Annotated in this window: 11 protein-coding genes, 1 tRNA gene and 1 rRNA gene; 7 read left to right on the forward strand and 6 right to left on the reverse strand. The window is 58.5% G+C overall.

Going from position 1 to position 15,120, the window contains the following annotated elements; translation table 11 throughout:
* Window positions 1-182 precede the first annotated feature (182 nt).
* The 4 genes from SJY36_RS13905 to clpB all read right to left on the reverse strand — a co-directional run bounded on the left by SJY36_RS13905 (window position 183) and on the right by clpB (window position 6,640).
* A 16S ribosomal RNA gene (locus tag SJY36_RS13905) occupies window positions 183-1,642 on the reverse strand.
* Between the two features lie 681 nt (window positions 1,643-2,323).
* A complete protein-coding gene (gene msrQ, locus SJY36_RS13910; protein WP_386175888.1) occupies window positions 2,324-2,908 on the reverse strand; it encodes a protein-methionine-sulfoxide reductase heme-binding subunit MsrQ in 585 nt (194 codons plus the stop codon).
* Window positions 2,909-2,941: 33 nt separating this feature from the next.
* Window positions 2,942-3,850 (reverse strand): protein-methionine-sulfoxide reductase catalytic subunit MsrP, encoded by a 909-nt coding sequence (gene msrP / locus SJY36_RS13915; RefSeq protein ID WP_180828294.1) that lies wholly within the window; start codon window positions 3,848-3,850, stop codon window positions 2,942-2,944.
* 174 nt (window positions 3,851-4,024) lie between these two features.
* Window positions 4,025-6,640 (reverse strand): ATP-dependent chaperone ClpB, encoded by a 2,616-nt coding sequence (clpB, locus tag SJY36_RS13920; RefSeq protein ID WP_386175890.1) that lies wholly within the window; start codon window positions 6,638-6,640, stop codon window positions 4,025-4,027.
* A 415-nt stretch (window positions 6,641-7,055) separates the two neighbouring features.
* On the opposite strand from clpB, the gene SJY36_RS13925 reads away from it, so the two are divergent.
* The 3 genes from SJY36_RS13925 (at window position 7,056) to SJY36_RS13935 (ending at window position 9,857) form a co-directional block, all read left to right on the forward strand.
* Window positions 7,056-7,370, forward strand: a complete 315-nt coding sequence (locus SJY36_RS13925; protein WP_037942855.1) for a hypothetical protein — start codon at window positions 7,056-7,058, stop codon at window positions 7,368-7,370.
* A 218-nt stretch (window positions 7,371-7,588) separates the two neighbouring features.
* Window positions 7,589-8,278, forward strand: a complete 690-nt coding sequence (gene pyrF / locus SJY36_RS13930) for an orotidine-5'-phosphate decarboxylase (RefSeq protein WP_386175893.1) — start codon at window positions 7,589-7,591, stop codon at window positions 8,276-8,278.
* Window positions 8,279-8,603: 325 nt separating this feature from the next.
* The gene (locus SJY36_RS13935) at window positions 8,604-9,857 is read left to right on the forward strand and encodes a DNA polymerase IV (protein WP_074636303.1); all 1,254 of its coding nucleotides are present in this window, start codon (window positions 8,604-8,606) and stop codon (window positions 9,855-9,857) included.
* Here SJY36_RS13935 and SJY36_RS13940 read toward each other — a convergent pair whose 3' ends face one another.
* On the reverse strand, window positions 9,858-10,718 hold the full coding sequence (locus SJY36_RS13940) for an N-formylglutamate amidohydrolase (protein WP_074636305.1): 861 nt from the start codon (window positions 10,716-10,718) through the stop codon (window positions 9,858-9,860).
* Between the two features lie 150 nt (window positions 10,719-10,868).
* Between SJY36_RS13940 and SJY36_RS13945 the strand changes: the two genes are divergently transcribed.
* The 4 genes from SJY36_RS13945 (at window position 10,869) to SJY36_RS13960 (ending at window position 13,331) form a co-directional block, all read left to right on the forward strand.
* Window positions 10,869-10,943: transfer RNA gene (locus SJY36_RS13945), tRNA-Val, on the forward strand.
* A gap of 76 nt (window positions 10,944-11,019) precedes the next feature.
* The gene (gene ykgO / locus SJY36_RS13950; protein WP_005850168.1) at window positions 11,020-11,145 is read left to right on the forward strand and encodes a type B 50S ribosomal protein L36; all 126 of its coding nucleotides are present in this window, start codon (window positions 11,020-11,022) and stop codon (window positions 11,143-11,145) included.
* A 172-nt stretch (window positions 11,146-11,317) separates the two neighbouring features.
* Complete coding sequence (gene yghU / locus SJY36_RS13955) at window positions 11,318-12,184, forward strand: glutathione-dependent disulfide-bond oxidoreductase (RefSeq protein ID WP_037942849.1); 867 nt, start codon at window positions 11,318-11,320, stop codon at window positions 12,182-12,184.
* Between the two features lie 130 nt (window positions 12,185-12,314).
* Window positions 12,315-13,331: a Fe(3+) ABC transporter substrate-binding protein gene (locus SJY36_RS13960; RefSeq protein ID WP_132997901.1), complete on the forward strand. Its 1,017-nt coding sequence runs from the start codon at window positions 12,315-12,317 to the stop codon at window positions 13,329-13,331.
* An 84-nt stretch (window positions 13,332-13,415) separates the two neighbouring features.
* Here SJY36_RS13960 and SJY36_RS13965 read toward each other — a convergent pair whose 3' ends face one another.
* On the reverse strand, window positions 13,416-15,086 hold the full coding sequence (locus tag SJY36_RS13965) for an iron ABC transporter permease (RefSeq protein ID WP_005850174.1): 1,671 nt from the start codon (window positions 15,084-15,086) through the stop codon (window positions 13,416-13,418).
* Between the last annotated feature and the right edge of the window lie 34 nt (window positions 15,087-15,120).

Raw genomic sequence — 15,120 nt, forward strand, 5'->3', positions numbered from 1 at the left:
CGCTGCGCGGTACCCTGTCGGGGCTTCGCGCCTCACTGCGTGAGACGCTTGCTGAAGAGATATGAGGACGGCTCGGTCCGAAAGGTCATCTTGCGATGCCTTGAATATGGTCAGTTTTGTTTACTGACCTGCTAAGTGATCTACGAGTGAGAACAAGTTCTCGCTGCTAAGATCATCCTTAGAAAGGAGGTGATCCAGCCGCAGGTTCCCCTACGGCTACCTTGTTACGACTTCACCCCAGTCGCTGATCCTACCGTGGCCGCCTGCCCCCCGAAGGTTAGCGCAGCGTCGTCGGGTAGAACCAACTCCCATGGTGTGACGGGCGGTGTGTACAAGGCCCGGGAACGTATTCACCGCGTCATGCTGTTACGCGATTACTAGCGATTCCGACTTCATGGGGTCGAGTTGCAGACCCCAATCCGAACTGAGACAGCTTTTTGGGATTAACCCATTGTCACTGCCATTGTAGCACGTGTGTAGCCCAACCCGTAAGGGCCATGAGGACTTGACGTCATCCACACCTTCCTCCCGCTTATCACGGGCAGTTTCCTTAGAGTGCCCAGCCGAACTGCTGGCAACTAAGGATGTGGGTTGCGCTCGTTGCCGGACTTAACCGAACATCTCACGACACGAGCTGACGACAGCCATGCAGCACCTGTCACTGCGTCACCGAAGTGAACGCCCGATCTCTCGGGTTAGCACAGGATGTCAAGGGTTGGTAAGGTTCTGCGCGTTGCTTCGAATTAAACCACATGCTCCACCGCTTGTGCGGGCCCCCGTCAATTCCTTTGAGTTTTAATCTTGCGACCGTACTCCCCAGGCGGAATGCTTAATCCGTTAGGTGTGTCACCGAACAGTATACTGCCCGACGACTGGCATTCATCGTTTACGGTGTGGACTACCAGGGTATCTAATCCTGTTTGCTCCCCACACTTTCGTACCTCAGCGTCAGTATCGAGCCAGTGAGCCGCCTTCGCCACTGGTGTTCCTCCAAATATCTACGAATTTCACCTCTACACTTGGAATTCCACTCACCTCTCTCGAACTCTAGACTGATAGTTTTGGAGGCAGTTCCAGGGTTGAGCCCTGGGATTTCACCCCCAACTTTCCAATCCGCCTACGTACGCTTTACGCCCAGTAATTCCGAACAACGCTAACCCCCTCCGTATTACCGCGGCTGCTGGCACGGAGTTAGCCGGGGTTTCTTTACCAGGTACTGTCATTATCATCCCTGGCGAAAGTGCTTTACGATCCTAAGACCTTCATCACACACGCGGCATGGCTAGATCAGGCTTGCGCCCATTGTCTAAGATTCCCCACTGCTGCCTCCCGTAGGAGTCTGGGCCGTGTCTCAGTCCCAGTGTTGCTGATCATCCTCTAAAACCAGCTATAGATCGTAGACTTGGTAGGCCATTACCCCACCAACTATCTAATCTAACGCGGGCCAATCCTTTCCCGATAAATCTTTCCCCCGAAGGGCTTATACGGTATTACTCTCAGTTTCCCGAGGCTATTCCGTAGAAAAGGGTATGTTCCCACGCGTTACTAACCCGTCCGCCGCTCACCCGAAGGTGCGCTCGACTTGCATGTGTTAGGCCTGCCGCCAGCGTTCGTTCTGAGCCAGGATCAAACTCTCAAGTTGAAACGCATTACTGCGTATCCTTGACGTCGAACCTCTGCACATCAAACCTGCATCACTTACTGAATGATACAGGCGTTTTCTCCGTTTGAAGTGCTTAAAGTTACCAAAGTAACGAAAAGCCGTCCAAACAGTGAAGCTGACACTCCATCATCGGCCGAAGCCTAAGAGCGCGATATACAGACGTTGATCCATCGAATGAACCAAACCGCCCACATATCTCTTCAGATATCTATCAATTTCAAAGAGCGTCGAGACAAAAGAAACCAAGATGCGCCGTAAACTCTCAGCGCGCCCCGCCTCAATTACCTCAGAATTTTCCCGCTACGTAAGACCCGAACCGTAACCCGTTGTCCCCGTCTAGCGCCCCGTGTCAGCGTGTCTGCGTCTCCGGTAAGGGGCGTTCTAAGGTTTGTTCCAAATACCCGCAACCCCTTTTTTCGGATTATGACAGTTTTTCGCTACTTTCCGAATTTTCCTATAAAAACAATGGTTTGATTTTTGAAAATTCCGCGGGCCTCGTGTTTTGCGCAGCTTTATTTCGCACGCCAACACGTCATTGCCCCGCATCACTTACGCCCGCGCGGGTTATCCACAAACTCGGAGCGTTAATGTGGATTGTTTCCCCTCCCCCGGTCCGAATCCGGCACAATCCCTGGCCCGTGCCACCGCCCAGATTCGGAATCAGCGCCGCTTGGGGAGTCGGAGCAGCAGCAAAGCCAGAATCGCCGCCATATAGAGGAGAGGTTCGATCTGGAAACCTTTGACCAGCCAGATGAAGTGCACCCCAGCCAAAATTGCAGCCAGATAGGTTAACCGGTGCAGCTTGCGCCACGTGGCCCCAAGCTTGCGGATCGAGAAGTTGTTCGATGTCGCTGCCAAGGGGACAAGACAGGCAAAACCCGCCATGCCGATCGTGATATACGGGCGCTTCAGAATGTCGGCCCAGATCTGCGACAGAATCCCGACATCCAGCACCAGCCATACCAACAGGTGCAACGAGACATATATAAAGGCGAGCAATCCCAGGGCGCGGCGAAACTTGATGAGGTTCAGCCGAAGGTAGCGCCGCGCGGGCGTGATCGCCAACCCGGCGATCAACAGTTGCAAGGCCAGCAACCCCAGTTCTTTTTCCAACGCCTTGATCGGCTCCGCCCCCAGCCCGCCGGTCTGTGCCTGAAACAGCAACCACGGGATTGGCAGAAGCCCCACTATATATACGACCCATGTCGGAACACGTCGCGCGACGGTATTCAGGCGATCGATCATACCGCCCTGCTCACTTCTATAGAGGACACGGGTTTAGATATCCTTGCTCAGGTCCATACCGGCATAGAGCTCTGCGACCTCGGCCTCGTACCCGTTGAACATCAGCGTCGGGATCCGCTTGGAGAAAAGACCGCCACCGATGACCCTTTCGCTGGCCTGCGACCAACGGGGGTGATCGACCTCGGGGTTCACATTACTATAGAAGCCGTATTCCCCTGCATTCGCCTTGTTCCAACTGGTCGGCGGCTGAGTGTCCGTGAGGGTGATCCGCACCACGGATTTGATCGACTTATAGCCATATTTCCACGGCACGACCAACCGCAGCGGTGCGCCGTTCTGTTTCGGGATGTCCTTGCCATAGATGCCAGTGGCCATAATCGTCAGCGGGTGCATCGCTTCGTCCAGACGCAACCCTTCGACGTAGGGCCAGTCGAGCACATTATAGGCGACGCCGGGCATTTCATCAGGACGCAGCGCAGTCTCGAAGGCGACGTATTTCGCGCCGGACTGCACACCGGCCATATTCAGCAGGTCCGCCAGTTCGAACCCGTTCCACGGGACCACCATTGACCACGCCTCGACACAGCGGAAACGATAGATACGCTCTTCGATCGTCATCTGTTGCATAATGTCGTCGAACCCATAGGCACCGGGCTTGTCGACCAGCCCGTCAATCTGCACCGTCCAGGGTTCAATCGTCAGACGGTCCGCGTATCTGGCGGGGTCGTCCTTACCGGTGCCGAATTCATAGTAGTTATTGTAGCTGGTGATATCTTCATAACTGTTCGGCTCTAGCCCCTCGGGCGCGGCAGAGCTGCGCCCCGCGATACCGGCCAACCCGATCCCCGCCAAAGCGCCCCCCATGATCTGACGTCGGTTCATAAATGCAGCATGCGGGGTGACGTCTTTATCCGTGAGTGTGTTGATCCAGCGATAGGCCATAACAGGCGCTCCTTACCAATATACGTGGGTAGCCTACTGCGGGTTGTCGCGCCTACCAAATGCAATCCGCTACATTTCAGGAGACACACCGGAATGTCAGGGCAACACATGCGAACAGGGCCGAGGTTTCCCCCGGCCCTGCCCGATCACATCACCACACTATATACTATGTACCTAGTGGACGGTCGCTTCGTCCGGTTTGGCGCGGTTGCTGGCGGCCACGCGGTCGCCGATGATCAGCCCTTCGGCACCAGCCTGCACGGGGATAAGATCCCCATCCAGCACGTCACCGGCCAAGATCATCTCGGCCAGCGGGTCTTGCAATGCACGCTGGATCACCCGCTTCAGCGGCCGCGCCCCGAACACCGGATCATAGCCTTCGTCGGCAAGCCACTTGCGCGCAGCTTCGTCCAACTCCAACCCGATCTTGCGACCGGCGAGACGCTTCAGCAGACGGTTCACCTGAATGTCGACGATCCCCGCCATGTCGGCACGTGCCAAGCGGTCAAAGATCACCGTTTCATCCAGTCGGTTCAGGAATTCGGGGCGGAAGTGAGCCCGCACCGCATCCATCACATCCCGTTTCGCCTGCGCCATGTCGCCCCCTTCGGGCAACTGGCTCAGCGCTTGCGCCCCAAGGTTGCTGGTCAGCACGATCAGCGTCTGCTTGAAGTCGACCTTACGGCCCTGACCATCCGTCAGCACACCATCATCCAAGACCTGCAGCAACACGTTGAACACGTCGGGGTGCGCCTTCTCGACCTCGTCGAACAGCACGACCTGATAGGGTCTGCGCCGCACGGCTTCGGTCAATACGCCACCTTCGTCATAGCCAACATACCCGGGAGGCGCGCCGATCAGACGGGCCACGGCATGTTTCTCCATGAACTCAGACATGTCGATCCGCACCATCGCGTTCTCGTCGTCGAACAGGAATTCGGCGACGGCTTTGGTCAGCTCGGTCTTACCGACACCAGTCGGCCCGAGGAACAGGAAGCTGCCCAAGGGGCGGGCCTCGTCGTTCAGGCCAGCACGCGCACGGCGCACCGCGTTCGACACAGCTTTGACGGCGAGGTTCTGACCAATGACACGGTTGTGCAACTGGTCCTCCATGCGCAGCAACTTGTCCCGCTCACCTTCCAGCATACGACCCGCGGGGATACCCGTCCAACGTTCGACGACGCTGGCGATCTGGTCCGGGCGCACGGCCTCTTCGACCATAACGTCGGCTTCGTTCTCTTCGGCCTCGCCCAGTTTGCGTTCAAGCTGCGGGATCACGCCATAGGAAAGCTCCCCCGCTTTGGCGAGGTTGCCTTCGCGCTTGGCGATCTCAAGCTCGGCGCGGGCACGGTCCAGCTGCTCTTTCAGCTCGCGCGCGCCCTCAAGGCGATCACGTTCGCCCTGCCACTGCGCGGTCATGGCATCGGCCTTTTCCTGCAGATCCCCCAGCTCTTTCTCCAACTTGTCCAGGCGGTCCTTGCTGGCAGCGTCGTCCTCTTTCTTCAACGCCTCGGCTTCGATCTGAAGCTGCATGATCTGACGGTCCAGCGCATCCAGCTCTTCCGGTTTGCTGTCGACTTCCATCCGCAGACGGCTCGCGGCCTCGTCCACAAGGTCGATTGCCTTGTCGGGCAGGAAACGGTCCGTGATATAGCGGTGCGACAGGGTCGCCGCCGCCACAAGGGCAGAGTCGCTGATCCGCACACCATGGTGCAGCTCGTACTTCTCCTTAATGCCTCGCAGGATCGACACCGTATCCTCGACCGTAGGTTCGCTGACCATCACAGGCTGGAACCGACGGGCAAGCGCTGCATCTTTTTCGACATACTTACGGTATTCGTCCAAGGTCGTCGCACCAACGCAGTGCAATTCACCCCGTGCCAAAGCCGGTTTGATGAGGTTGGCCGCGTCCATCGCGCCGTCCGCCTTGCCGGCACCCACCAGCGTGTGCATCTCGTCAATGAACAGGATTACCTCGCCCGCAGCTTCGGTGACTTCGGTCAAGACGGCTTTCAACCGTTCTTCGAACTCGCCACGATACTTCGCACCAGCAATCAGCGCGCCCATGTCCAGCGCCAGCAAGCGTTTGTTGCGCAGGGATTCGGGCACATCGCCATCCACGATCCGCAGGGCGAGCCCCTCGGCAATCGCGGTTTTACCCACGCCGGGCTCACCGATCAGCACAGGGTTGTTCTTGGTACGGCGGCTCAACACCTGCATGGCGCGACGAATTTCCTCGTCCCGACCGATGATCGGGTCGATTTTGCCTTCGCGGGCACGTTCCGTCAGATCAAGGCTGTACTTCTTGAGCGCCTCATACCCGTCTTCCGCACTGGCTGTATCAGCCGTGCGCCCTTTCCGGATATCATTGATAGCGGCGTTCAACCCCTGTGCGGTGACCTTACCCGCATCCAACGCGGTTTTCGCACCGGATTTCACCATCGCAAGGGCCATCAGCACGCGTTCGACCGGCACAAAGCTGTCGCCCGCTTTTTTGGCCAGTGTCTCTGCTTCGGCCAGCACCTTTGCGGTGGTATTATCAAGGTATACCTGCGCGGCGTCGCCCGACACCTTGGGCAGCTTGCCCAAAGACAGCGTCAGAGTTTCAGTCACACGTGCAGGATCGCCACCGGCAGCAGCAATCAGATTGCTCGCCAGCCCTTGGTCGTCATCCAGCAGTGCTTTCAATAAATGTTCCGGCGTCAGCCGTTGGTGGCTTTCACGCGTCGCGATTGTTTGCGCAGCCTGAATAAAGCCGCGCGACCGTTCTGTGAACTTGCTCAAGTCCATGAGCTTCTCCTTTTCTTAAAGCGACCACAAAGAAGATGCCTGCTTTGCAGCACATCATGGCGTGATCCTCGGGATTGAATTTGGGGACAGAAGGAAGGGATTCAAGAGAGTCGCCTCACAAATACGTCAACAGAAAAATACATCTTTTGAGATTATTTATCAGACTGGTGGGATTTCGCCACATTGCGAACACATTGGAATCCCACAAGAAAAATGCAGTTTCGCAATTTGTCGCTCATGGCAAGAAATAATTACAAAAATGTTAATTGACTGATTTTAGGCGAAAATTTATATTTATCCACATGACGGATGCGCCCCAGTGGAACCATTTAGTCACACATACATTGTACTGTCAGATGAACGAAAACAAATCGAGCCGACTTTAATCAGTACAACAAATTCTTGAGGTACGAACATGCAGACGCGCCAGATCCAGATGAACGACGTTATCTACAACGCGGCAGAGCAGTGCTTTGAAGCTTTGGTCACCGTCCACGATGGCGATCGGTCCCGCAAATATGCCTGCGCCATCAACGCGCCGATGACGATGTCTTTTGATCAAGCTGCCAAAGGCCTGACTAAACAGGCCGAGCGTCGCCATATAAGCCGCGGCGGCATGTATTCCGAGATCCGCGCCCAGAAGCCCGCACAACGCAGTGGCCGCCCTCGGTTCGACCCAAAAGCCTGGTTGCGTCATGTCGCCAACCTTCCCGGCCTTCGCGCCGCCTGATTTACAGTTTTGGCGGAACTGCCTGCGCGCCCGTCCCGGCGCGTGTCCCGCCCAATCCAGAGACAACTGCCTGCCTGCACGTCTCTGATACTCGCCCGGACAGCGATTGCGCTGCCCGGGCCTTTTTCTTTGCGCGATCCCTGTTTTCATAGACATGTCATGTCGAACACCGTAAGCCTCCGGCGTTTGCCAAATCTCATCACTTCGGAGCCCGCCCCATGTCAGATGACCGCCTGATCGTTGCCCTTGATGTCCCCCACGCTGTTGCCGGCCTTGAACTAACCCAAAAGCTGGGCGACGCGGTGAGCTTTTATAAAATTGGTCTGGGCATGTTGACGGGCGGCGGCCTAGCGCTTGCGAACGAGCTGATTCAGGAACACGGCAAACGCATTTTTCTGGACATGAAACTGTTCGATATCAGCGCGACAGTCGAAGCAGCGGTGCGCGGGCTTGCGCAGTTCGACCTCGATTTTCTGACCGTGCACGGTGACCCCCATGTTGTCCGCGCCGCGATGGAAGGCGCCGCGGGATCCCGCACCAAGATTTTGGCGGTGACCATCTTGACATCTCTGGACCGCAACGATCTGGACGCGGCGATGATTCAGTCGGGCGATATCCCCGATCTGGTCCAGACCCGTGCCGCGCGCGCGCTGGAGGCCGGTGCTGACGGCGTCATCGCCTCCCCGCAAGAGGCGCGCCTGATCCGTGCCCTACCCGAGGCGAACGGCAAGCTGATCGTCACCCCCGGCGTGCGACCAAGCGGGGCGGCCCTTGGCGACCAGAAACGCGTGGCAACACCGGGTCAGGCGATCTTGGATGGGGCGGATCACATCGTCGTTGGCCGCCCGATCTGGCAGGCCGAAGACCCTGCCGCCGCCGCCCGCGCGGTGCTGGCAGAGCTGCCCTGAACGCAGCCGAAATGCGCGAAACCCAACAAATAGCGCATTTTCGCCTATGTGATAAATCGGTAACAAACGTGAACTGGCTGCCAGCAACTGGAAGTTCCGTGTATGTTTTATGACATTCATATGGCAACCTTACTTTGGTGATACTCCCCGACGGGCTGGTTCTTCCTGAAGCCCGTCACCTCCCCCCGCTTCAGGCGGGGGTCTTTCTTTGCCCACCTCGCATCCGCTTTCCTCACTCTACTCGACGCTGCACGTATGTGCATGGCGAAGTCGCGTGTGATCGGGTAGACTTGCGTTAACCAGCTCTTAACCCTACCTGACCGCCATGCCCGCCCTCTGCCGAGACTGCCTGTCCGAAATCGCGCCCGCGCGCCGGTGCTCTGCCTGCGGCAGCCCGCGTATCTCGTCACACCCCGAATTATTCGACCTTTCCATCGCCCATATGGATTGCGATGCCTTCTACGCCTCCGTGGAGAAACGCGACAATCCGGCGCTGAATGGCAAGCCCGTGATCATCGGGGGCGGACGCCGTGGGGTCGTGTCGACCGCCTGCTATATCGCGCGGATCAAAGGGGTCCGGTCTGCCATGCCGATGTTCCAGGCGCTCAAACTCTGCCCCGAAGCGATCATCATCAAGCCACGCATGGATGCATATGTCGAAGCCTCCCGCGCGATCCGCGCCATGATGGAAGAGCTCACCCCCGCCCTGCAGCCGCTGTCGCTGGACGAGGCGTTTCTGGACATGACCGGCACAACCAAGCTGCACGGGGCACCCCCTGCCGTGATGCTTGCGCGACTGGTGCGTCGCATGAAGGTCGAACTGGGGCTAACCGGCTCTATCGGACTGTCACACAACAAGTTTTTGGCCAAAGTCGCCTCTGACCTTGATAAGCCGCACGGGTTTTCAGTGATCGGCAAGGAAGAAACACAGAGGTTTCTAAACGACAAACCGGTGAGCATGATCTGGGGCGTGGGCGCGGCCACGCTCGGGTCGCTGAACAAGGCCGGCATCCAGACCTTCGCGGACCTGCTGCGATGGGAAAGGACCGACCTGATCGCGCGTTTCGGCAGTATGGGCGACCGCCTATGGCATCTGGCACGCGGCCAAGACAACCGCCGTGTTTCCGCGCATGAACCGATGAAATCCATCAGCAACGAAACCACCTTCAACGAAGACACCTCCGACCCCGACCTGCTGGACGGACATCTGTGGCGCATGGCGCAAAAGGTGGCGGACCGCGCCAAGGCCAAAGACCTTGCTGGCCGGGTTGTCGTGCTCAAGCTCAAACGGGCCGATTTCTCGCTGATCACGCGGCGGGTGTCGCTGTATGACCCGACGCAACTGGCCGACCGCATCTACCGCACCGCGCGCGGGCTGTTTGACCAGCTTGGTGAACCGGGGCCTTTCCGCCTGCTTGGGTGTGGCATTTCGGACCTGAGCGCCGCTGACGGCGCCGATACCGCGGGCGACCTGCTGGACCCGGATGCCGCCCGCCGGGGTCAGGCAGAGCGGGCAACAGATGCCATCCGCAACCGGTTCGGGGACAAGGCAATCGTCAAGGGGCGTGCGCTGCGCTGATCACTCCGCTGCGAGGGCGAGGCTTTCGGGACGGATCCGCGCAATCTCTGCCACAACGCCGCGAAGCGCTTTTTGGACATCCTCGAAATCACCGTTGGGGCGCACCAGAGATTCGTTCATATACATCGACCGGTCCAATTCGACCTGCACCGCGTGCTGCCCCCGTGCCGGACGACCGTAAGCTTGGGTGATATAGGCCCCCGCAAACGGCGTGTTGCGTGTGACCGTGAACCCTGCCTTGACGAAAGCGGCCTCTATCTGATCCACAACATCGCTGCTGGCTGCCGCGCCGAACCGGTCACCCAAGACCACTTCAGGCCGTTTCAATCCCATACGCGCGACGCCATCCATCGCCTCGTGCGGCATCGAATGGCAATCCACCAAGATCGCCTGCCCGTGATCCGCCCGCGCGTCGTTCAGCAGGCTTTGCAACATATCGTGGTACGGCACCCAATAGGTGGCAATTCGCGCCCGTGCTTCATCCAGTGTTAATTTGCCTTGATAAATCGAGCGCCCGTTCGCCACGACACGCGGAATAACCCCCAATCCGGAGGCAACCCGCGGGTTATGCGCCTGCCGCCGAACCCCTTCGATCAGGGCCGGGTCAAGCTCGTCTCGGGACCGGTTCAGATCAAGGAACGCACGAGGTGCCCCCGCCATCAGAAACGGGGCCCCGAAATGGGGGGCAGAATTAAACAAAAGATCAACAAACGCGTCCTCTGACGAGCGTATACTATGCCCGTCCAACACCGTGGACCGCAGGAAGGAAAAGCTGTAATTCCGCCCCGAATGAGGGGATGCAAACACCGCGCAGGAACGGGCTTGATCGGGGCGAACGACTTCGTAGGCGATGTGTGGCATTGTTGCACCTTTCAAGAATGATCATAGCGCATGTTTTTACAAAGCCAAAACCCCTTGATCATGCCTCCGACTCTATTTATAGACCCCGCTACCGGCGCGAATATCTCGCGCCCCGATTTGGTTTGGGGTGCAAATTTCGTGCTACATAGGGGGTGATTAGCTCAGCGGTAGAGCACTTCGTTGACATCGAAGGGGTCACTGGTTCGATCCCAGTATCGCCCACCACCTAATTCATGGTTCAGCATTCGCTGAACTGCCCGCAACCCGGCGCTGGCCCGCGCCACGACACAGGAGAACGACCATGAAGGTTCGCAATTCGCTCCGCTCGCTCAAGAACCGGCACCGTGACTGCCGCGTTGTGCGTCGCAAAGGCCGCGTTTACGTAATCAACAAAACGCAGCGCCGTTTCAAAGCCCGTCAGGGTTAAGCTTCGCGCGCATTTGATTAAAGGCCGCTCCTTCGGGGGCGGCTTTTTTCGTTTGGGCCGCCGTCAACCGCGCCCCCCCCCTGCCTCAGCCAATCTGTGCTGACCTCTTGCGATCCCCCCAATACCGCTTAGGTTCTCTTCAGACTTCATCAGACGAACTGAAAGGGATCTCATGACCGATCTGCCCGACTACACCCCACCCGCCGTATGGGAGTGGGAACCCGGCAATGGCGGCAAATTCGCCAATATCAACCGCCCCATCGCAGGCCCCACCGCAGACAAAGAGCTGCCGGTCGGCAAACATCCCTATCAGCTTTACTCCCTCGCGACGCCCAATGGCGTCAAAGTCACCGTGCTGCTGGAAGAACTTCTGGCCGCCGGGCACAAGGGCGCCGAGTATGACGCGTGGCTGATCAACATCGGCGAAGGGGATCAATTCGGATCCGGCTTTGTCGACATCAACCCGAACTCCAAAATTCCCGCGATGATGGACCGGTCCGGCGACGCGCCGCAGCGCCTGTTTGAATCCGGGTCGATCATGCTGCATCTGGCCGAGAAATTCGGCGAGTTCATCCCCAAAGACCCAAGCCAGCGCACCGAATGTATGTCGTGGCTGTTCTGGCAAATGGGCAGCGCGCCATATCTTGGCGGCGGCTTTGGCCATTTCTACGCCTATGCGCCGGTCAAAATTAAGTACTGCATCGACCGTTTCGCGATGGAGACCAAGCGCCAGCTTGACGTGCTCGATCGTCACCTTGCCGATAACGAATACATGGCGGGCGAATATTCGATCGCGGATATGGCGATCTGGGCATGGTACGGGCAGCTGGTTCTGGGCCGTCTCTATGACGCGGCAGAGTTCCTGAATGTCGATTCCTACGAAAACCTGATGAAATGGGCCAAGAAGATCGACGCGCGCCCTGCCGTTACACGTGGTCGCATGGTCAACCGACCCTTCGGTGAACCCGAAATGCAGCTGCACGAACGGCACGATGCCAGCGATTTTGACACAAAGACTCAGGACAAAATCGGCGACTGATCCCGCGCGTCTTGCCGCCCCTTCGCGGCAAGACGCTTGTCCTATTAATTCACTCAAGTATTCCTTGATATCAGCCCTCAAATCTGTTTCTTACTTTTTTTATAGGTTTTACACAGATGGAGGTCACCTGATGACTCTGACGAAATCCGCTTTCACGGCCGCCTTGATGGCCACAGTTGCGATGCCAGCATTGGCCGAAGGGCAGCTGAACCTCTACTCCTCGCGTCACTACGACACAGACGAACGTCTGTATTCCGACTTTACCGAGCAGACCGGCATCACCATCAACCGCATCGAAGGCAAAGCAGACGAGCTGCTGGCGCGTATGGAAGCCGAGGGTGCAAACTCCCCCGCGGACGTTCTGATCACCGTCGACACCAGCCGCCTGAGCCGCGCCAAGGAAATGGGCCTGCTGCAATCCGTTGACAGCGACATCCTCGAAGAGCGTATCCCCAGCAACCTGCAAGACGCCGACAACGACTGGTTCGGCTTTTCTCAGCGCGCGCGGATCATCTTTTACAGCAAGGACGCTGTAGACAACCCACCACAGAACTATCTGGATCTTGCCGATCCTGCCTATGAAGGTCAGGTCTGCATCCGTTCCTCCACCAACTCCTACAACCAGACCCTGCTGGCGGCGTTGGTCACGCACCACGGCGAAGAGAAAGCCACCGAATGGGCACAGGGCGTTGTGAACAACATGGCACGTGCACCACAGGGCGGTGACACCGACCAGCTGCGCGGTCTGGTATCGGGCGAATGCGAAATCTCCGTCTCGAACTCCTACTACTTTGCCCGTGCCATCCGCACCGAAGTAGACGGGCTGAGCGCCGATCTGGATAAAATCGGTCTGGTGTTCCCCGACCAGGAAGGCAACGGCGCGCACATGAACCTGTCGGGTGCCGGTGTTGCAGCCAATGCGCCAAACCGTGACAACGCGGTCAAGTTCCTCGAGTATCTGTCCTCCGACAGCGCGCAGTCCTACTTCTCTGCTGGGAACGACGAATTCCCCGCCGTCGAAGGTGTAGAGCTTGCGGACTCGGTCGAGAAGCTTGGCGAATTCAAAGCAGACGAGGTGAACCTGTCCGAAGTGGCCAAGAACATCCCCACAGCACAGAAAATCTTTAACGCGGTTGGCTGGGAATAATCCCAGCCTGCCACGGCAGAGACACGACATTGAACCGCATCGGCCCCTGGCCGGTGCGGTTTTTTCATGCGCAAAGCAAAATGTTTATTTCTGCCGTCCGACCTGACGGCAGATCAGGATCACGGGGAGCAATCCCATTGCCACGATCACAAGGCTCGGCACCGCCGCCCCGTCCAGCCGCTCGTCGCTTGCCAGCCGGTAAGCCTGTACCGCCAGCGTGTCGTAGTTGAATGGCCGCATGATTAGCGTTGCAGGCAGCTCTTTCATCACATCGACGAAAACGATCAGCAACGCGGTCAGCAGGCTTGGCGACAGGATCGGTAGATGCACACGGCGCAGCGTGCCCACAGGGGTTTCCCCCAATGACCGTGCGGCAGAGTCCATGTTGGCATGCACCATCGCCTGCCCGCCCTCATACGCCCCCAGAGCCGCCGCAAGGAAGCGTACCATATAGGCGGCGACGAGCAGCCAGATCGACCCGGTGACCAGCAGCCCGGTCGATATGTCGAAGGTGCTGCGCATCCAGGCATCAAGCTGGTTATCAAAGGTCGCAAAGGGCACCATCAGCCCCACGGCAATCACCCCGCCCGGCACCGCATAGCCCAACCGCGCGATATAGCCTGCACCGAACGACAGCTTGCCCGGACGCAACCGCTGGAAGAACCCCACGCAGACTGCAGCGGCCACGGTCAGCACCGCCGCCACCCCCGCCAGCGTGGCAGAGTTGCGGATGAAGCCCAGATAGCGCGGGCTCAGCAGGTCTTGCTCTGACCCGATGCCCATCCAGATCAGCACGATCACCGGCAGGATCGCCCCAAAGATAACGGGAATACCGCAGGCCAGCATCGCGGCGGCGGCCTGCCACCCCTTAAGCTGCGCGGGCGGCATCGCCACGGCACGACGCGCCGGATCGTGGTATTGCGCCTTGCCGCGCTGGATACGCTCCAGCATCGCGAGCAGCAGCGCAAAACTGAGCAAGCACAGTGCAAGCTGGGCCGCACCAGCGCGGTCGAACAGGGAAAACCAGCTGGTGTAGATCCCTGTCGCAAAGGTCTGCACACTGAAATAGGCGACAGTGCCGAAATCGGCGATTGTCTCCATGACGGTCAACAGAACACCTGCGGCAATCGCCGGTCGGGCCAGCGGCAGGCTCACCTTGAAGAAGGCCGCCCAGGCACTGCTACCCAAGGCACGTGCTGCCAGAAACGTCGTGGCGGATTGCTGCAAGAACGCGGCGCGCGCCAAGAGGTAGACGTAGGGATAAAGCACCAGCACCAGCATCAAGGCCGCGCCCCCAAGGGACCGGATTTCCGGGAACCAGTAGTCGCGCGGCCCCCAACCCGTGACGTCACGCAGCACCGTTTGCACAATTCCGGGGTGGTCAAGGATATGCGTGTAGGCATAGGCCAGCACATAGGCGGGAAAAGCCAGCGGCAGCACCAGCGCGATCTCAAGCATGCGGGCACCGGGGAAGCGGGTCATGGTCACCAGCCACGCGGTCCCCACGCCCAAGGCAAAGGTGCCCGTGGCCACCATTGCGACCAGCAGAAGGGTGGTGCCCGCGTACCCCAGCAGCACCGTATCGATCAGGTGGCGCACGGTATCGGTGCCCCCAACCAGCGCGGCCAGCAAAACGGCCACCATCGGCAAGGCACAGGTCGCCGCAATCGCGACCGCAACCCCCGCCAGTAAACGCACGCCATCCCGCGATCTTTTCACGGCGGCGGGGCTTGTATTGATATCCTGTGTCGTCATGCGATCGGTTTCGACTAATTCAGTCGGAAATACC

Origin of the sequence: Sulfitobacter sp. R86518 (assembly GCF_042466275.1) — a bacterium.
Lineage (GTDB): Bacteria > Pseudomonadota > Alphaproteobacteria > Rhodobacterales > Rhodobacteraceae > Sulfitobacter > Sulfitobacter pontiacus.

What these genes read in the sequence shown, in the direction of transcription:
- msrQ (WP_386175888.1), bottom strand. Translation starts at nt 2,908, where the DNA reads ATGATCGATCGCCTGAATACCGTCGCGCGACGTGTTCCGACATGGGTC.
- msrP (WP_180828294.1), bottom strand. Translation starts at nt 3,850, where the DNA reads ATGGCCTATCGCTGGATCAACACACTCACGGATAAAGACGTCACCCCG.
- clpB (WP_386175890.1), bottom strand. Translation starts at nt 6,640, where the DNA reads ATGGACTTGAGCAAGTTCACAGAACGGTCGCGCGGCTTTATTCAGGCT.
- SJY36_RS13925 (WP_037942855.1), top strand. Translation starts at nt 7,056, where the DNA reads ATGCAGACGCGCCAGATCCAGATGAACGACGTTATCTACAACGCGGCA.
- pyrF (WP_386175893.1), top strand. Translation starts at nt 7,589, where the DNA reads ATGTCAGATGACCGCCTGATCGTTGCCCTTGATGTCCCCCACGCTGTT.
- SJY36_RS13935 (WP_074636303.1), top strand. Translation starts at nt 8,604, where the DNA reads ATGCCCGCCCTCTGCCGAGACTGCCTGTCCGAAATCGCGCCCGCGCGC.
- SJY36_RS13940 (WP_074636305.1), bottom strand. Translation starts at nt 10,718, where the DNA reads ATGCCACACATCGCCTACGAAGTCGTTCGCCCCGATCAAGCCCGTTCC.
- ykgO (WP_005850168.1), top strand. Translation starts at nt 11,020, where the DNA reads ATGAAGGTTCGCAATTCGCTCCGCTCGCTCAAGAACCGGCACCGTGAC.
- yghU (WP_037942849.1), top strand. Translation starts at nt 11,318, where the DNA reads ATGACCGATCTGCCCGACTACACCCCACCCGCCGTATGGGAGTGGGAA.
- SJY36_RS13960 (WP_132997901.1), top strand. Translation starts at nt 12,315, where the DNA reads ATGACTCTGACGAAATCCGCTTTCACGGCCGCCTTGATGGCCACAGTT.
- SJY36_RS13965 (WP_005850174.1), bottom strand. Translation starts at nt 15,086, where the DNA reads ATGACGACACAGGATATCAATACAAGCCCCGCCGCCGTGAAAAGATCG.